General features: G+C 62.3%; 20 protein-coding genes. 9 read left to right on the top strand and 11 right to left on the bottom strand.

Annotation, left to right across the window (positions count from 1 at the left end; translation table 11 throughout):
* Positions 1–5 precede the first annotated feature (5 nt).
* A complete protein-coding gene (locus ACQ4W6_RS07325; protein ID WP_436566509.1) occupies positions 6–704 on the bottom strand; it encodes a 3-oxoacid CoA-transferase subunit A in 699 nt (232 codons plus the stop codon).
* A 166-nt stretch (positions 705–870) separates the two neighbouring features.
* Between ACQ4W6_RS07325 and ACQ4W6_RS07320 the strand changes: the two genes are divergently transcribed.
* Positions 871–1,698, top strand: a complete 828-nt coding sequence (locus ACQ4W6_RS07320; RefSeq protein ID WP_436566508.1) for an IclR family transcriptional regulator domain-containing protein — start codon at positions 871–873, stop codon at positions 1,696–1,698.
* Here ACQ4W6_RS07320 and ACQ4W6_RS07315 read toward each other — a convergent pair whose 3' ends face one another.
* From ACQ4W6_RS07315 to ACQ4W6_RS07300, 4 genes are read right to left on the bottom strand one after another with little or no spacing between them, the layout of a single operon-like run.
* Positions 1,699–2,553 (bottom strand): ChaN family lipoprotein, encoded by an 855-nt coding sequence (locus tag ACQ4W6_RS07315; protein ID WP_436566507.1) that lies wholly within the window; start codon positions 2,551–2,553, stop codon positions 1,699–1,701. It lies immediately after the preceding gene.
* Between the two features lie 45 nt (positions 2,554–2,598).
* The gene (locus ACQ4W6_RS07310; protein ID WP_436566506.1) at positions 2,599–3,042 is read right to left on the bottom strand and encodes a DUF6691 family protein; all 444 of its coding nucleotides are present in this window, start codon (positions 3,040–3,042) and stop codon (positions 2,599–2,601) included.
* Positions 3,036–3,464 (bottom strand): YeeE/YedE family protein, encoded by a 429-nt coding sequence (locus tag ACQ4W6_RS07305; RefSeq protein ID WP_436566505.1) that lies wholly within the window; start codon positions 3,462–3,464, stop codon positions 3,036–3,038. The genes ACQ4W6_RS07310 and ACQ4W6_RS07305 overlap by 7 nt, the downstream gene beginning before the upstream one ends.
* An 8-nt stretch (positions 3,465–3,472) precedes the next feature.
* The gene (locus ACQ4W6_RS07300; RefSeq protein ID WP_436566596.1) at positions 3,473–3,826 is read right to left on the bottom strand and encodes an ArsR/SmtB family transcription factor; all 354 of its coding nucleotides are present in this window, start codon (positions 3,824–3,826) and stop codon (positions 3,473–3,475) included.
* A 332-nt stretch (positions 3,827–4,158) separates the two neighbouring features.
* Here ACQ4W6_RS07300 and ACQ4W6_RS07295 point away from each other — a divergent pair, with 332 nt between their 5' ends.
* A complete protein-coding gene (locus ACQ4W6_RS07295; protein ID WP_436566504.1) occupies positions 4,159–4,563 on the top strand; it encodes a hypothetical protein in 405 nt (134 codons plus the stop codon).
* A 69-nt stretch (positions 4,564–4,632) separates the two neighbouring features.
* Here the strand turns inward: ACQ4W6_RS07295 and ACQ4W6_RS07290 are convergent, their stop codons facing one another.
* The 4 genes from ACQ4W6_RS07290 to ACQ4W6_RS07275 are packed head-to-tail and all read right to left on the bottom strand — an operon-like array spanning position 4,633 to position 7,383.
* Complete coding sequence (locus tag ACQ4W6_RS07290) at positions 4,633–4,812, bottom strand: hypothetical protein (protein ID WP_436566503.1); 180 nt, start codon at positions 4,810–4,812, stop codon at positions 4,633–4,635.
* Positions 4,809–5,213: a DUF3224 domain-containing protein gene (locus tag ACQ4W6_RS07285; protein WP_436566595.1), complete on the bottom strand. Its 405-nt coding sequence runs from the start codon at positions 5,211–5,213 to the stop codon at positions 4,809–4,811. The genes ACQ4W6_RS07290 and ACQ4W6_RS07285 overlap by 4 nt, the downstream gene beginning before the upstream one ends.
* Entirely contained in the window at positions 5,210–5,794 is a 585-nt protein-coding gene (locus tag ACQ4W6_RS07280) for a DUF1697 domain-containing protein (RefSeq protein WP_436566502.1), read from the bottom strand. Before ACQ4W6_RS07280 ends, ACQ4W6_RS07285 begins: the two co-directional genes overlap by 4 nt.
* A gap of 14 nt (positions 5,795–5,808) precedes the next feature.
* On the bottom strand, positions 5,809–7,383 hold the full coding sequence (locus tag ACQ4W6_RS07275; RefSeq protein WP_436566594.1) for a sensor histidine kinase: 1,575 nt from the start codon (positions 7,381–7,383) through the stop codon (positions 5,809–5,811).
* Positions 7,384–7,585: 202 nt separating this feature from the next.
* On the opposite strand from ACQ4W6_RS07275, the gene ACQ4W6_RS07270 reads away from it, so the two are divergent.
* Both ACQ4W6_RS07270 and ACQ4W6_RS07265 read left to right on the top strand, forming a co-directional pair.
* Positions 7,586–7,924, top strand: coding sequence for a hypothetical protein (locus ACQ4W6_RS07270; RefSeq protein WP_436566501.1), 339 nt, complete (start codon positions 7,586–7,588; stop codon positions 7,922–7,924).
* Entirely contained in the window at positions 7,921–8,766 is an 846-nt protein-coding gene (locus ACQ4W6_RS07265; RefSeq protein ID WP_436566500.1) for an HDOD domain-containing protein, read from the top strand. Before ACQ4W6_RS07270 ends, ACQ4W6_RS07265 begins: the two co-directional genes overlap by 4 nt.
* Positions 8,767–8,924: 158 nt before the next feature.
* Here the strand turns inward: ACQ4W6_RS07265 and ACQ4W6_RS07260 are convergent, their stop codons facing one another.
* Entirely contained in the window at positions 8,925–9,251 is a 327-nt protein-coding gene (locus ACQ4W6_RS07260) for a hypothetical protein (protein ID WP_071322071.1), read from the bottom strand.
* A gap of 660 nt (positions 9,252–9,911) precedes the next feature.
* On the opposite strand from ACQ4W6_RS07260, the gene miaB reads away from it, so the two are divergent.
* From miaB to ybeY, 3 genes are read left to right on the top strand one after another with little or no spacing between them, the layout of a single operon-like run.
* Positions 9,912–11,279, top strand: a complete 1,368-nt coding sequence (gene miaB, locus ACQ4W6_RS07255) for a tRNA (N6-isopentenyl adenosine(37)-C2)-methylthiotransferase MiaB (RefSeq protein WP_436566499.1) — start codon at positions 9,912–9,914, stop codon at positions 11,277–11,279.
* Positions 11,276–12,340, top strand: coding sequence for a PhoH family protein (locus ACQ4W6_RS07250; RefSeq protein ID WP_436566498.1), 1,065 nt, complete (start codon positions 11,276–11,278; stop codon positions 12,338–12,340). The genes miaB and ACQ4W6_RS07250 overlap by 4 nt, the downstream gene beginning before the upstream one ends.
* Positions 12,324–12,800 carry an rRNA maturation RNase YbeY gene (gene ybeY, locus ACQ4W6_RS07245; RefSeq protein WP_436566497.1) on the top strand — a complete coding sequence of 159 codons (477 nt, stop codon included), beginning with the start codon at positions 12,324–12,326 and terminating at the stop codon, positions 12,798–12,800. The genes ACQ4W6_RS07250 and ybeY overlap by 17 nt, the downstream gene beginning before the upstream one ends.
* A 33-nt stretch (positions 12,801–12,833) precedes the next feature.
* On the opposite strand, the gene ACQ4W6_RS07240 is transcribed toward ybeY, so the two are convergent.
* Positions 12,834–13,811: an MBL fold metallo-hydrolase gene (locus ACQ4W6_RS07240; RefSeq protein WP_436566496.1), complete on the bottom strand. Its 978-nt coding sequence runs from the start codon at positions 13,809–13,811 to the stop codon at positions 12,834–12,836.
* An 83-nt stretch (positions 13,812–13,894) separates the two neighbouring features.
* Between ACQ4W6_RS07240 and ACQ4W6_RS07235 the strand changes: the two genes are divergently transcribed.
* Together ACQ4W6_RS07235 and ACQ4W6_RS07230 are read left to right on the top strand one after the other, a co-directional pair.
* Complete coding sequence (locus ACQ4W6_RS07235) at positions 13,895–14,815, top strand: LysR family transcriptional regulator (protein WP_436566495.1); 921 nt, start codon at positions 13,895–13,897, stop codon at positions 14,813–14,815.
* A gap of 33 nt (positions 14,816–14,848) precedes the next feature.
* The gene (locus tag ACQ4W6_RS07230; RefSeq protein WP_436566494.1) at positions 14,849–15,268 is read left to right on the top strand and encodes a DUF4259 domain-containing protein; all 420 of its coding nucleotides are present in this window, start codon (positions 14,849–14,851) and stop codon (positions 15,266–15,268) included.
* Positions 15,269–15,315: the final 47 nt, after the last annotated feature.

The following is a 15,315-nucleotide window of genomic DNA, read 5'->3' as shown; positions in this document are numbered from 1 at the left end:
CTCTTTCAAGCGGCTTTGAAGCCGGCGGGGCCGGTGGCCGTGCGCGGCACTTGCACGATGCGCTGCACGAACAGGCCCGGCGTGATGACGTGTTCGGGATCGATGCTGCCCAGGTCAAGCACCTCATGTACGGAAGCGATGCTGACCTTGGCGGCCATGGCCATGATCGGCCCGAAGTTGCGCGCCGTCTTGCGGTAAGTCAAATTGCCCCAGCGGTCGCCCTGCTCGGCCTTGATCAGGGCGAAGTCGGCGTGGATGGGCGACTCGAACACATACATGCGGCCGTCGATTTCGCGCGTTTCCTTGCCCTTGGCCAAGTCCGTGCCATAGCCCGTGGGCGTAAAGAAGCCGCCGATGCCGGCGCCGGCGGCGCGGATGCGCTCGGCCAGGTTGCCCTGCGGCACCAATTCAAGCTCCAGCTTGCCCGCGCGGTACAGGGCGTCGAACACGTGGGAATCGGCCTGGCGCGGGAACGAGCAGATGATCTTGCGCACTTGCCCGTTTTTTAGCAGCGCAGCCAGGCCCGTATCGCCATTACCCGCATTGTTGTTGACGATGACGAGCTCGCGCGCGCCGTGGGCGATCAAGCCATCGATCAGCTCGGCTGGCTGGCCGGCGCCGCCGAAGCCGCCAATCATGACGGTGGCGCCATCGTGAATATCGGCCAGCGCATCAAGGACGCTGGAACGCAGTTTATCGATCATCTTCTGTCTCCTCCAAATAAAACCAGTCAGTCATTTGTTCGTAGGTAGAACAAATATTCGCATTTAGAACTTATTCGTGAGAATATGCTTGATTACCGCGCTTGTCAATTTGCCGTTTCGACCACCCACATGGCTATAATTGCCACCTTGACGAATTGGAATCCCCATGAGCGAACGCCGCACCGCCTCACTTTCCGCTGAAGAACCCGCCGCGACCGACGCCGCGCCGCGTCCCGGCGACAGCTATGTGCAATCGTTTGCACGCGGCCTGGCCGTGCTGCGCAGCTTCGGCGCCGAGGCGCCGCGGCAAACCCTGAGCGAAGTGGCCGAGCGCGCACAACTGACGCGCGCCGGGGCGCGGCGCATCCTGCACACCTTGCTGCATCTCGGTTATGTGGAAGTGGACGGGCGGCTGTTTCGTCTGACGCCGAAGGTGCTGGACCTAGGTTACGCCTACTTGTCTTCCTTGCCAGTGTGGACGCAGGCGCAGCCGCTGCTGGAAGCATTGATGGCATCCTTGCGCCAGTCGTGCTCGGCCAGCGTGCTCGACGGCGACGACATCGTCTACGTGGTGCGCCTGTCCGCGCACCGCACCATGTCGATCAACCTGGGCATCGGCAGCCGCTTGCCCGCGTACTGCACCTCGATGGGCCGGGTCTTGCTCTCAGGCCTGGCGCCCGATGCCCTGCGCGCGCGCCTGTCGAAGATAGCCTTATTGAAACTGACGCCGGCCACCCTGGTCGATATCGATGCATTGATGGAAGAAATTGCCCAGGTGCGCCGCCAGGGCTGGAGCCTGGTGCAAGAGGAACTGGAACAGGGCCTGGTCTCCCTGGCCGCACCGGTGTTCGATCGCAGCGGCAAAGTCGTGGCGGCGATCAATGTCAGCGGCCAGACGGCGGGGCCGTCCGTGGCGCATCTGCTGGAGCACAGCTTGCCGAAACTGCTGGAAACGGCCAGCCGGGTCAGCGCCCTGGTGCGTGTGCAGCAATGATTATTTAAACTTCGCGCAAGGGTCAGGCCGCAGCTGCGGCGCCATGGTTTGCGTCAAGTCAAACGCCCCCCGGTAGCTGCTGCCGCCCTGCTCCAGGTAGCCGATGCTGCGCACATTCAGTTGCGGGTCGGCCAATTTCAGCCAGCGGGGCACGCCGATATCCTTGCGCACGTGGTCATTGCCGGCCAACAACACCACATCGCGCGGCGCCTGGTCACGGATCAGCTTAGCCATCCAGATATCGCGTGCCACCTGGGCGTTGACGATGCCGTCGAGCATCATGTCGGGCAGCATATTACAGCGGCTTTCCTGGATTTCCTTCTTTTGCCCTTCCAGGATATCGGCCGGCACGGGCGTGGCCAGATACGTACCAAGCATGGCCTGCGGCATCGACCATTTGATGCCATCGCGCACGATGCGCGAAGCATCCACGGGCGACAGATTGGCGGCGATCAGGGGCAACTGGTAACTGATGGCCAGGTCCAGCACGGGCCGGTACAAGCTCCAGTCCCAGCGCGGCTGTTCCATGACGCGGATGATGCAGTCGGGGTCGGCGCATTCGCGCGCAGCGCGCGTCAGCAATGCCTGGTTTTCACGGTCGAACTGCTCCATGACAATGACGGGACGCCAGCCGGCAGCCACGCGGCGCTGCAGTTCGGCCATGCGCAGGCGGTGGCCTTGCGCATTGTCATGCACCTCGCCCAGCAGCAGCACTTGCGGATTGGGCAAGGTGTCGGCCACGGGCGCGGACGGCGGTGGCGCCTCTTTCTTCAGCAAGCTGCCGCAGGCAGCCAGCGCCAGCACGCTGCACAGCAAGGCGGCGCGCATGCTTGTTCGTTGAATCACGGTCTTCATGGTAAGTGGGGCATCCTGAGTGGCGATGCGCCAGATTGTACCGTCTCAGGCGGCAGGCGCAGCCTTGCGGCGTGCCTTGTTCCACTCCAGCACCTCGAACAGGGCCATGCCGGCCAGCATGGCGCACACGAATATCCAGGCTTTGGCTTGCCCTGCCAGCAGGGATACCAGGGCGGGACCGGGACAGAAACCGGCAATGCCCCAGCCCGCGCCAAAGGCCAGGCTGCCCAGCACTAAACGCCGGTCGATCTGGCGCGCGCCCGGCAATTGCATGGGCCCGCCCAGGATCGCTTGCTGGCGCCGGCGCGCCAGCCAGAAGGCGGGCATGGCAACGGCGATGGCGCCGCCCATCACCAACGCCAGCGACGGGTCCCAGGCGCCGGCCAGGTCGAGAAAACCCAGCACCTTGGCCGGGTTGCTCATGCCGGAGACGATCAGGCCCACGCCAAAGACCAGGCCGCTCAACAGGGAGAACACCATTTTCAGCATACGTGGCGCAGCAGATAGACGGTCAGGAAACCGGCCGCCATGAAGGCGACGGTGGCCGCCAGCGAGCGGGGCGACAAACGCGACAGGCCGCACACGCCGTGGCCGCTGGTGCAGCCGGCACCATAGCGTACGCCCACGCCGACCAGCAAGCCGGCGACGACAAGGGCAGGTGTGCCCGCGTCGATCTGCACTGGCGGCAAGGAGTGCCACCACTGCCACAGCAGGGGCGTGGCGATGAGGCCGGCCAGAAAGGCGATGCGCCAGCCCAGGTCGCCCTGGCGCGGACGCAGCACGCCGCCCACGATGCCGCTGATGCCGGCGATGCGGCCGTTGAATAAAATCAACATCGCGGCAGCCAGGCCGATCAGCATGCCGCCGGCCAGCGAAACCCACGGCGTGAAGTGCTGCCAGTCGATATGCATGGCAGATCTCAGTACGCTTCGTCGTTGAACAGGGGCCGTGGCGCGCAAAATTGCGCATACAGCACTTGCAGCACGGCCAGCACGGGCGCGCTGGAGACGCGGTAATAAATCTGCTTGCCGTCGCGCCGTGTGGCCACCAGCATCTCTTCGCGCAGCACGCCAAGCTGCTGCGACAAGGTCGGCTGGCCGATGCCCACTTTTTGCTCCAGGTCACTGACGCAATGCTCGCCCTGCGATAGCTGGCACAGCAGCATCAAGCGGTCGGCATTGCCCATGGTCTTGAGCAGCGAGCTGGCCTTATAGGCCGATTCGCGCATGGCGTCGAGGTTGTAATCTGCTTCTTGCGTTGCGACAGTTTCCATCATGCCCTCCCACAGGCGGTAGTGTTGAACATCATCCGATAAACAATATATTAATCAATATATTGTTTTCCTGCTGGCCATTCGCTCCAGAAAACAACAGTGTTTTCCGCCCGATAGCGGGCTCATGCGAAGTGCGTGGCAACGATAGCATTGCAGCTATCATAATGATAAATATTCGTAATAAATAACAAATATATGTAGCAAAATTGCCATGAATTGTGATGTAATAAGGTGTCAACAGAAAAATCATGATGCGCCCCCGTACAGGCGCATTGTCTGTCCATGCGCAAGCCGCTCTCGGCTGCGCCAAACAGTGAACCAGGGAGATCAAGATGAGGATAATTCAGCCGCTTTGCGTGGCCATGCTGGCGCTGTCGGCCAGTGCATGGAGCGCGGCGGCAGTCAGCGACGCCGGCAAGCTGCGTGAAGCAGGCGAGCGTATCGCGATCGATGAGAGCATCAGCCTGAATAACTATACCGGCTGGGAAACGCCGGACTTGCCGTATGCGCGCCTGCTGGCCCAGGGCGACAGCGTCAATGCAGCCATGCACTGGAGCAGCGCTGGCGCGCACCAGAATCCATTGGCGCCGTTCAAAGCCGCCGCGCCCCCGGCCGCACAGCAAGCGAACGTGCCGCCGCCCGTGCCCGAAGCGAGCATGGTCTCGATGTTATTGGTGGGACTGGGCTTGCTGGCGTTTGGCATGCACAGTGAAAAACAGGAAAAATTCGATAGCTGACCCAATGTTGACGGTGCGATAGCACTGCCGTAAAAAAATTCCGCCTTGCGCGGATTTTTTTTAGCGGCGTCACTTGTCGAGCAAGCGGCAGACTCTTTCGATATTACCGACAGGAATGCCTGACTTCAGGGCGCGCGCGATGCAGCCCGCCTTGTCCGGGCCGGATGCGGAAATGAGTACGAAGGCCGTGCCCACCACGCTGACGGCGAGCAGCAAAATCAAGACGCCCTTGACGATATCCCAGTTCATTGCACCTCAGAAATGTCGTAGCTGAAGTCGTAATAGTGCTTGCCGCCTTCGATGCGGATGGCCAGGCTGCCAGACAGGCCTAGCAACTGGCCCGTGCCCGTATCGGGCACCACCGTGACCGACAAGGTAGGAGTGCCGCGCGTCATGCTGCCGCTGTGCTGCAGATAAAAACTGCCCCGGCGTCCGTCCAGAGTGCCGTCGACCCGCTCCAGCGCCACATAGCCGGCCGAACCGGCCACGCTGGCGCGCACGCTGAGCATTTCGCCCTGCGCGCTGGCATCGAGGGCGCCGTGGTAGCGCTTATTCAGCGACAAACGCCCCAATCCGGACTGCGCGGCCGTGTCCGACAACGTTTCCGGGCTGATGGCAACGTCGAATTGCCCAGTAATGTGCGCCATTATGTCTCCTTGACGCTGGCATGCGCGGCCACTTCGGGCCCGTCCAGCAATAGTTTCAATTTAAGCATGGTAGCCCAGTTGCGCGAGGTGACGCCATCACCCAGCAAGGCGCCCAGCGCCGCCAGCACTTTGCTGGCCAGCACGCCATCATGACACCAGACATACGCGGCCCACTGGCCCAGCGCCAGCGCTTCCGGCTGCCACGGCTGCTGCAACAGCGGCGCCAGGCGCTGCACATCGGCCGGATTGTTCAGCACCAGCACCAGCAAACGGGCCGCATCGGCCGCCGGTACCAGGGTATTTTGCGCCATCAGTTCGGCAAACTGGCTGGCCGACAACACCGTCACGCGCGCCGCCACGCCCAGTTTGAGCACCAGTGCCTCTTCGATGCGTGCGGCAGCGTCCGCTGGCGCCACCTTGCCGGCGTCAAACACCACGTTGCCACTATTGAGCACCGTGCGCACCTGTGCAAAGCCCAGGTCGCCCAGCAGCTTGCGCAAGTCGGCCATGGCCACCCGCTTGCCGCGTCCCACATTGATACCGCGCAAGAATGCCACTTGCTGACTGTTTTGACCATTTTCCATGCTTTTCTCCTTGCCTATGCCAGGCCGGCCGCTGCGCTGGCAGCGCCTTCCGGCAACGGCGTCACCTTGGGCAGGCGCAGCAGGAACACGGCGCCCTGCCCCAGCGTGCTGCTGACCGTGATGGTGCCGCCAAACTGCTTGGCAATCAAGTTGAATACGATATTCAGACCCAGTCCCGTGCCACCCTGCCCGCGCCGCGTGGTGACAAACGGGTCAAAGACGCGGTCGAGCATGTCCGGCGCGATGCCGCGGCCATTGTCGCGCACTTGCATGGCTATCCAGCCGCCGTCGGGGCGCACGCCGATATGGATGCTGCCGGCCGTGTCCGCATCGAAGGCGTGCTCGACACAGTTGAGCACCAGATTGGTCAGTACCTGCGCCAGCGCGCCGGGATAGCTGTCGAGCATGATGTCTGGCGGACAATCGATATCGATGGCGATGCGCGTCTTTTTCAAGGTGGGCTGCAGGCTCGATATCACTTCGCCGATATAGTCGCGCAATTCGAACAAACGGCGCGCCTCGCTGACCTGGTCGACGGCAATCTGCTTGAAGCTGTGGATCAGGTGCGCGGCGCGGTAGGCATTGTTCATGATCAAACGCGCGCTCTCGCCGGCCGTCTCCAGGTAGCGCACGATATCGGTCTTCTTCACGACGCCGCCCGCCACCTTCGCACTGATGGCATCGGTGGCTTCCTTCAGCACGGAAGCACTGGTCAGCGCGATGCCGACCGGGGTATTGATTTCATGCGCCACGCCGGCCACCAGGCTGCCCAGCGACGCCAGCCGCTCCGACTGCAGCAACGATTCCTGTGCGCGGCGCAGCTCATCCATGGCCTGCGCCGTTTCCTGCTGCGAACGGCGCGCCACATCTTCGGCCTGGCGGCTGCCTTCGATAATGGACTTGAGCTTGCGCTGCACGGCATTGAAGCCGCGAATCACATCGCCCAGTTCGTCGCGCCGGTTTTCCGGCAGCTCCTCGACTTCGTCGCTGCCGCGCGTGGCCAGATCGACCAAGCCGTCGCGCAACTGTTTCAAGGGACCAAAGACGATGCGCAGGCTCAGCGCCAGGGCACCCACGAGAATGATGTCAAGCAGCAACACCTCCACCACCTTGCGCCGCACTTCGCTGCGCAAGGTGGCCTCGATCTGCTCGCGGCTGAAATTGACGATAACCTTGCCCACGATCACCGGCTTGGCGCCGGTGGCCACCATGGCATCGCGAAATACCAGCGGCGCCTCGACGGGCGTGCCGCCGATGGCCACCTCCGCCTCCAAAGGCACCAGGGTGCCGGTGGCGTCGCGCACTTCGCCCGCGAACAGGCCCACCGAAGCGTCATACACGCGGATGCCGACCAGTTCCGGCGGCAGCATTTCGGCCGCGACGATGCTGTCGACCTTGGATTTATCCAGGTCCCACAGGGCCGAAGGCAAACTGGTCTGCAAGCGCGTGAGCACGCCGCTGCGCAGGCGCGCGCTGCCCGATTCGAGCTCCTTGCTCAGGGTATATTGGGTATAGCTGCCGGAAATGCCCAGCACCAGAGTGACGATCACGACAAAAAGCATGGTCAGCCGGACTTGGATACTCACCATCAATCAACACTCCCGGGGCCAGCCGCCGGCCCGCGGCGCGGGCGCAGATACGTCAGCAATGCAACAGCCTGGATGAAATGTACGGTATGACATGCTTATTGGCAAGATTTACAGCAGCCCTGTCATCAGCACGGACATTGATGCAGGTTGAGACATTGCGCCAAGGCAATGGTAATATCCCGCAATCATCAAAGGAGTCGTCATGGCGGTCACGCATCAACATCTACCCCTGGAACAAGTTCGTCCTGGCATGGTCTTGTCGGATGTCTTGCTCGATGCGCATGGACAGGTACTATTGCCGCAAGGCGCGGTACTGACAGAAAATATGCTGGCCCTGATGCCGCGCCATGGCATCGACATGCTGCCGATCCAGGCGCCGCCGCCGCCGCCCGAGGAAGTGGCCGCACAGCAGGCAGCCTACCGCGAACGGCTGGCTTATCTGTTCCGCAAGCACGATCCGGACGATCCCGGGGAGGCCGCCACCACCTTGCTGCGCAGCTATGTGACGGCGTACCGCCTGGACACGGGAGGCGCGGCATGAGTGCCCAGCTGACGTTCGACGACATCGTCGCCCACCTCGACGACCTGCCTTCGCTGCCCGCCGTGGTGATGGAACTGCTCAACAGCATCGACCAGGAAGACGTGGATATTTCCGTGCTGGCAAAAAAAGTCTCGTACGATCAGGCCCTGACGGCGAAAACCTTGCGCCTGGCCAACTCCTCGCAATACGGCTTGCAAGTAAAAGCCACCACCATCCAGCAAGCCATCACGTACTTGGGCTTCCAGACCACGCGCAGCCTGATCACCTCGGCCGCCATTACCGGCTGCTTCCCGGAAGGACGCTGTCCGGGCTTCGACGACAAGGCCTTCTGGCGCCATTCGGTGGCCACGGCTGGCTGCGCCAAGGTGCTGGCGCGGCAGATCCGCTTCAACCAGGATTACGCCTTTACGGCCGGCTTGCTGCACAACATCGGCCGCCTGGTGCTGGTCAGCAGCTTTCCCGCCCAGTACGCGCAAGTGATCGCGCATCAGGCGGCGAACGATTGCAGCCTGCTCGAGGCCGAGCGAAGCGTACTGGGCGTGGACCACGTGCAGGCGGGCGTGGCGCTGGCCGAGCACTGGAATTTTTCCGACACCATGCGCCTGGCAATCGGCAACTATCTGCAACCGGAAACGCCGGGCGCCGGTTTCCTGGCAGCGCTGATCCACGTGGCCAATGCCATCGTCTGCGCGCTGGACCTGGCGCAGGCGGGCGACGACATGGTGCCGCGCGTCTCGCTGGTCGCGTGGGAGGCGCTGGGCCTGGAAGAGGAAACGTATCTGCAACTGTTCCGCGAAACGGAACTGCGCTACGACGAAATTACGACGGCATTATTAAGCTGATTCAGCAAGCAAAGCCGTAAACGCCGTAAACGCAAACGGCTCTCGCTGCGAGGCGAAAGCCGCTATGGGTACTGCTTTACTTCCATTCTGCCCGGTCCACGCCAGCCTGTTACCACCAGCAAATATGCAAGCGGCACAGTCAGCGCGCGACCACCACATCAGTGCGCGTAATTCGATTCTTGCGCATCGCCGCGGTCTTCCGCTTTTGGACGGCCCTGGGCGTCGGACAAACGATACTTGGTGCGGCGGTCGCCCATCAAGTCGCGCAGGTCACGGATGCTCATGCCCGTTACTTCGTGCATGCGGATCAGCAGGGAAGCGCCGACCGGCAAGCGGTGATGGCGAATCTTGCTGATGACCGGTGGCGCCACTTCAAGCAGGCGCGACAGGGCTGCGTCGTTTTTCAACTGCATCTTGCTCAGCAGAATGTCCAGCAGGTGGTTAGGGTTGTAAGTCTCTTGCGATGCTAATGCATGATGTGCCATGATTTTTCCTCGTCTAGTGAATGTTGAAAGAATGGCGATACGAACTTAAGGCTGGCTTAGAGTGTTTAAAAGTATTTCAAAAACCGTCAGCCCCTACACCTCCTATCGTGCTGCCTGCACAGGACTCGCACAGCCACGTCCAGCCGACGTGCACAGCTTGCCGCGTGAGTAAAACGTACTGCAATTGGCTGAAATGAATTGCATATGAGACAATATACTAGTCCAAACAGGCAGCATCTGCGCCTTGCACAACCTTCTCGATTGTTAAATATCAATTAAGGTGCTGGTTGCGTAAACAACGATGCCATTTCAACACATTAGGACGCCTGCGGCCGCACACAAGGCTTTGCAGCAACTTGTTACAAATCAATGATGCTATATGGTAACAAATGCTTTATGGCATCACTGCAATGAGCGGCGCAGGCGCGCCGAAACCTTGTCGGCAAGGTAAGTGCAACATGGCCGGACCAGGCGATTTACGCTAAACTATGGCCTGAACTTGCAGCGAGCCTGCCACCGGGCAGCCAGGTGCGCCCGGCCGGTCATCCACGCGCTCTTGCATGGCACCCCGCCCTAAGCGACGCCCTGCGCTGCCGCATCCTGCCCAGCCTTCTTATTTGCAGCGCACTACCGCTCACAACCAATAAAGTACCCGACTCCATGCAGAAAAAAGTATTCATTAAAACCTTCGGCTGCCAGATGAACGAGTACGACTCGGACAAGATGGCCGATGTGCTGGGCGCCTCCGATGGCCTGGTGCGCACGGAACACCCCGAAGAAGCCGATGTCATCCTGCTCAATACCTGCTCCGTGCGCGAAAAGGCGCAGGAAAAAGTGTTTTCCGACCTGGGCCGCCTGCGCGAGCTCAAACTCGCCAACCCGAATCTATTGATTGGCGTGGGCGGATGCGTGGCCTCGCAGGAAGGCGACGCCATCGTCAAGCGCGCGCCGTATGTCGACATGGTCTTCGGCCCGCAAACCCTGCACCGCTTGCCGCAAATGATCGCCCTGCGCCGCTCCAGCGGCACTTCGCAGGTCGACATCAGCTTTCCGGAAATCGAAAAGTTCGACCACATGCCGCCAGCCAAGGTGGACGGCGCCTCGGCGTTTGTCTCCATCATGGAAGGCTGCAGCAAATACTGCAGTTACTGCGTGGTGCCCTACACGCGCGGCGAAGAAGTCTCGCGCCGCTTCGAAGACGTGTTGACGGAAGTGGCTGGCCTGGCCGCCCAGGGCGTCAAGGAAATCACCCTGCTGGGCCAGAATGTGAACGCCTACCGGGGCGTGATGGAAGGCGGCGACATCGCCGACTTCGCCCTGCTGCTCGAATACGTGGCCGACATCCCCGGCATCGCCCGCATGCGTTTCATCACCAGCCACCCGAAGGAATTCACGCAGCGCCTGATCGACGCCTACGCCAAGATCCCGCAGCTGGTCGACCATCTGTATCTGCCGGCGCAGCACGGTGCCGACAAGATCCTCGGCGCCATGAAGCGCGGCTACACGGGCCTCGAATACAAGTCCATCATCCGCCGCATCCGCGCCGTGCGCCCGAACATGGCCATTTCCTCGGACTTCATCGTGGGTTTTCCTGGCGAGACCCAGGCCGACTTCGACGCCATGATGAAGCTGATTGCCGACGTTGGCTTCGACAACAGCTACAGCTTCATCTTCAGCAAGCGCCCCGGCACGCCGGCCGCCAGCCTGGAAGACGACACGCCGCATGAAACCAAGCTGGCCCGCCTGCAGCAGTTGCAGGCCGCCATCGACGCCAACACGCGCAAGTACAGCCTGGCCATGGTGGGCAGCGTGCAAACCATCCTCGTCGAAGGCCGCTCGAAGAAGGACACGGACGACAGCGAACTGCAAGGGCGCACCGAAAACAACCGCGTGGTCAATTTTGACGCCGGCCCCGATGCTCTGCAACTGATCGGCCAGCTGGTCGACGTGCGCATCACCGAGAGCCATTCCTACACCCTGCGCGGCGAACTCGTCGCTGGCGCCCAAGCATTGAAAAGAGCCAGTTGAAAACCAAAGCCCCGATACAGCCGCATTACTTCATCCCCGAACCGCTCGACAACACGCGCCTGGCGCACCTGTGCGGACCGCTCGATGAAAACCTGCGCCAGATTTCCGCCGCCCTCGACGTGACGATCTTCCGCCGCGGCGAGAAATTCATCGTCGGCGGCAGCAACGCCGCGCGCGCCGTGGAAATCCTCGAGCAGTTCTACGCCATTGCCAATAAGGTCGTGCCGCTGGAAGAAGTGCAGCTGGCCCTGGTCGAGCAGCGCGCCGGCCTGTCGGCCGCCTCGGAGCACCATGCCAGCGCGCCCATCAGCACGTTTGTGGAACCGGACATCGCCAGCCCCGTGCTGAAAACACGGCGCAGCGACCTGCGCGGCCGTACGCCGCACCAGATCGCCTACCTGCGCGACATTCTCGAACACGACATCAGCTTCGGCGTGGGCCCGGCTGGCACGGGCAAGACGTACCTGGCCGTCGCCTGCGCCGTCGACGCGCTCGAACGCGACGCCGTCAAGCGCATCATCCTGACGCGCCCTGCCGTCGAAGCGGGCGAGCGCCTGGGCTTTTTGCCGGGCGACCTGGCGCAAAAGGTCGATCCCTACCTGCGCCCCCTGTACGATGCGCTGTACGATTTGCTGGGCTTTGACCGCACGCAAAAACTGTTCGAAAAACAGGTGATCGAGATCGCCCCGCTGGCCTACATGCGCGGGCGCACCCTGAACCATGCGTTTGTCATCCTCGACGAGGCGCAAAACACCACCGTCGAACAGATGAAGATGTTCTTGACGCGCATCGGCTTTGGCAGCAAGGCCGTGGTGACGGGCGACGTGACCCAGGTCGACCTGCAAAAGAGCCAGAAAAGTGGCCTGATCGATGCCGTGCAAGTGCTCAAAGACGTGCGCGGCATCGGCTTCACGCAATTTAACAGCACCGACGTGGTGCGCCATCCGCTTGTCGCGCGCATCGTCGACGCCTATGAAACGGCGCAGGCCACCGGCACCGACGCCGCCCTGCTCACTCCCTTGATCAAACCAGCTGCCGCCAAAAATGTCCGAAAAAAATAAACTGTCCTTGTCCGTGCAATACCCGGATGCCCGCCTGGAAACGCTGATCACGCGGCCAAAAGTGCGCCGCTGGGTCAAGGCGGCCCTGTTCGCGCCAGCCGAATTGACCATCCGCTTCGTCGACGCAGAGGAAGGCCGTGCCTTGAACCGCGACTACCGCGAAAAGGACTACGCCACCAACGTGCTGACCTTTGCCTACAACGAAGGCGAAGAGCTGGCGGACGATGAGCCGACGCGCGCCGACATCATCCTGTGCACGGACGTGCTGGAAAAGGAAGCTGCGGAGCAAAAGAAGAGCGTTGAAGAGCACACGGCCCATCTGATCGTGCACGGCGTGCTGCATGCGCAGGGCTACGACCACATGGATGACGAGGAAGCGGCCGAGATGGAAGGGCTGGAAACGGACATCCTGGCAAAACTCGGCATTGCAGACCCGTACGCGGATCAGCAGTCACAGTGAACGAAGCCGGCCCAAGCCGGCTTTTTTACATCCCTACCATGCGTTGTAATTGGCCGGCACCCAGCGATAGGCGTCTGCTTTGCCATCCTTGACGATATGCCCGATGCCGGGGAAGCTCAGGTGCGCCGCGCCGACCCAGTAGCCCTTGCTGGCGGCATCGGCCATTTCACGCGCCCGCTGCGCCTTGGCGCCGGCCGCGTCCACGTCAAACAGGATGGTGGTGCCTGGATGAGGGAATTGCACGGCGCCCGCATGCAGCATGTCGCCCAGCAGCAGCAATTTCTGCCCGCCGCTCTCCACCATATAATAACTGTGGCCCGGCGTGTGGCCATAGGCCGGCACGGCGCGGATGCCGGGTACGATTTCGTCACCGCCCTGGTATGGCTTCAAGCGCCCTGCTGCCACGTAGGGCGCCAGCATCGCCTGGGCCTCGTCGAAACCGTGGCGCTGGCCTTCGGCAGCACCGGCCTGGTTGGCGCTATTGAGCCAGAAATCGGCGTCATGCTGGTCCACATACACGTGCGCATTCGGGAACAGCCGCTGGCCATCGTGCGACAAGCCGCCGGAATGGTCGGCGTGGATGTGCGTGAGCAGAACAAAGTCGACCTGTTCCGCCGTATAGCCCGCATTGCGCAAGCTGCGCTGCAGGCGGCCCGCCCGCGCGCCCATGGGCTGGCCGAACAGATCTCCGGCGCCCGTATCGACCAGCACCAGCTGCTTGCCCGTATTGATCAGAAAGGCGTTGATCGAGGTTTCCGCCATTGGCGCCAAATGGTTGTCGCGCAGGCTGGCGGCCAGGGTGGCTGGCTTGATTTCCGTCAACAGCTTGTCGAGCGCGATGGTGACCGTGCCGTCCGACAGGGCCGTCACCTGGAACTGGCCCAGCATCATGCGGTAGATGCCGGGTGCCTGGCCCTGGTCGAACGGAACGGCGGCCAGCGCGGCGTGGGAGAGCGTTAAACCAGTCAACGAAGTTGCTAACAACCTGGCCAGGGGTTTCATGGAAAACATGTGCGCCTTTCAAAAGATAATGCGCCAGTAAACCCGTTTATCATGCATAAGTGAAATCGATTATTTTAATTGGAGCCATCCAAATGCTGGATATACGTGGTGTCGACCTACCCTTGCTGGTCTCGCTGGATATTTTATTAGAAGAGAAACATGTGACGCGCGCGGCAGCGCGCCTGCACCTGAGCCAGCCCGCCATGTCGGCCCAGCTGGCCCGCTTGCGCGCGCTGTTCGATGACGCCCTGCTGGTGCCGGCCGACGCTGGCCGCGGCATGCTGGCCACGCCGCGCGCACTCGAATTGCAATCGCCCTTGCGCGCTGCGCTGGCCATGCTGGGGCAAGCCGTGCGGCGCGACCCGCCGCCGTTCGACCCGCGCACGGCCGAGCGCACCTTCCACATTGCAGGCAACGACAACGCGGTGCTGATGCTGATGCTCGGCGTTGTGCAGCAAGTGGCGGCCAGCGGCGGGCCGCAGCTGAAGCTGGCCTTCCGCACGCCCGAAACCGAACATCTGGCGGGGCAGATGGAGCGGGGCGAGATCGACTTGCTGGTGGGCGGCAGCCGCTTCATCCCCGCCAACTTGCATAGCGCGCCCGTGCTGCTGGTGCAGCACCGCATGGCCCAGCGCAAGGGCCATCCGCGCGGTACAAGGCCGCTGGACCTGGACGCGTATTGCGCGCTGCGCCACATCGTCGTCTCCACCAATGGCAGCTTCCACGCCTTCATGGACGATCAGCTGGCGCAGCACGGCCGCACGCGCAGCGTACCCGTCGCCGTGGCGCAGTACAACCTGGTGCCGCCCATGCTGGCCGCCACCGACCTCGTTTGCACCCTGCCTTCGCGCTTCCTCGACCGCTTCGAGGGCCAGCTCGATACCTTCGACTTGCCGCTGGCAGTGCCCCCGCTGGACCTGTCGCTGGCCTGGCATCCCCGCAGCGAGCAAGACTCCGGCTTGCGCTGGCTGCGCGAACAGGTGCTCGCCGCCGCCCCGGGCATGCCACAATAGCGCCATCGATCACGCACGCAACAAGGACACATCATGGGAACATGGGCCATCGACGCCTTCGGCAACGACTACGCCATGGATTGGGCGCAGGACTTGCACGAATATACAACGCTGGAACTGGTCGAGACCACGCTCGACAACGTCATCGACAGCGCGGAGGCGGAACTGGAAGCGCCATTTGCCGCCGAGGCGCTGGCGGCGCTGGAGGTGATCGCCCGTCTGCAAGGGAAACCCGGCGAGGACGATCCGGCCACCGCCGAAGTCGATGAATGGGTGGCTGCCTGCAAGAAGAAAGTCACGCCGCCGCTGCTGGAGAAGGCGCGCCTGGCCTTCGAGCGCATCACGGCAGAATCGTCGGAACTGCGCCAGTTGTGGCAGGACAGCGAACACTTTGCCGATTGGCAGCTTGACGTGGCGGCCTTGCGCCAGCGCGTGCTGGGGCCGGATGCCTGAAACGTCGTGCAACGGCGCAGTAAGCGTGTTAAATTTACATCAAAAGC

This window comes from Janthinobacterium woesei, assembly GCF_051380875.1.
GTDB lineage: Bacteria > Pseudomonadota > Gammaproteobacteria > Burkholderiales > Burkholderiaceae_D > Janthinobacterium.
This window is presented reverse-complemented; position numbering and strand designations above follow the sequence as displayed.

Bases quoted from the DNA above. Each gene is read 5' to 3' on its own strand.
- ACQ4W6_RS07265 (WP_436566500.1), top strand. From the start codon at position 7,921: ATGAGTGCCCAGCTGACGTTCGACGACATCGTCGCCCACCTCGACGAC.
- ACQ4W6_RS07240 (WP_436566496.1), bottom strand. From the start codon at position 13,811: ATGTTTTCCATGAAACCCCTGGCCAGGTTGTTAGCAACTTCGTTGACT.
- ybeY (WP_436566497.1), top strand. From the start codon at position 12,324: ATGTCCGAAAAAAATAAACTGTCCTTGTCCGTGCAATACCCGGATGCC.
- ACQ4W6_RS07295 (WP_436566504.1), top strand. From the start codon at position 4,159: ATGAGGATAATTCAGCCGCTTTGCGTGGCCATGCTGGCGCTGTCGGCC.
- ACQ4W6_RS07305 (WP_436566505.1), bottom strand. From the start codon at position 3,464: ATGCATATCGACTGGCAGCACTTCACGCCGTGGGTTTCGCTGGCCGGC.
- ACQ4W6_RS07315 (WP_436566507.1), bottom strand. From the start codon at position 2,553: ATGAAGACCGTGATTCAACGAACAAGCATGCGCGCCGCCTTGCTGTGC.
- ACQ4W6_RS07310 (WP_436566506.1), bottom strand. From the start codon at position 3,042: ATGCTGAAAATGGTGTTCTCCCTGTTGAGCGGCCTGGTCTTTGGCGTG.
- ACQ4W6_RS07260 (WP_071322071.1), bottom strand. From the start codon at position 9,251: ATGGCACATCATGCATTAGCATCGCAAGAGACTTACAACCCTAACCAC.
- ACQ4W6_RS07280 (WP_436566502.1), bottom strand. From the start codon at position 5,794: ATGGAAAATGGTCAAAACAGTCAGCAAGTGGCATTCTTGCGCGGTATC.
- ACQ4W6_RS07275 (WP_436566594.1), bottom strand. From the start codon at position 7,383: ATGGTGAGTATCCAAGTCCGGCTGACCATGCTTTTTGTCGTGATCGTC.
- ACQ4W6_RS07325 (WP_436566509.1), bottom strand. From the start codon at position 704: ATGATCGATAAACTGCGTTCCAGCGTCCTTGATGCGCTGGCCGATATT.
- ACQ4W6_RS07230 (WP_436566494.1), top strand. From the start codon at position 14,849: ATGGGAACATGGGCCATCGACGCCTTCGGCAACGACTACGCCATGGAT.
- ACQ4W6_RS07300 (WP_436566596.1), bottom strand. From the start codon at position 3,826: ATGGAAACTGTCGCAACGCAAGAAGCAGATTACAACCTCGACGCCATG.
- ACQ4W6_RS07290 (WP_436566503.1), bottom strand. From the start codon at position 4,812: ATGAACTGGGATATCGTCAAGGGCGTCTTGATTTTGCTGCTCGCCGTC.
- ACQ4W6_RS07235 (WP_436566495.1), top strand. From the start codon at position 13,895: ATGCTGGATATACGTGGTGTCGACCTACCCTTGCTGGTCTCGCTGGAT.
- ACQ4W6_RS07270 (WP_436566501.1), top strand. From the start codon at position 7,586: ATGGCGGTCACGCATCAACATCTACCCCTGGAACAAGTTCGTCCTGGC.
- miaB (WP_436566499.1), top strand. From the start codon at position 9,912: ATGCAGAAAAAAGTATTCATTAAAACCTTCGGCTGCCAGATGAACGAG.
- ACQ4W6_RS07320 (WP_436566508.1), top strand. From the start codon at position 871: ATGAGCGAACGCCGCACCGCCTCACTTTCCGCTGAAGAACCCGCCGCG.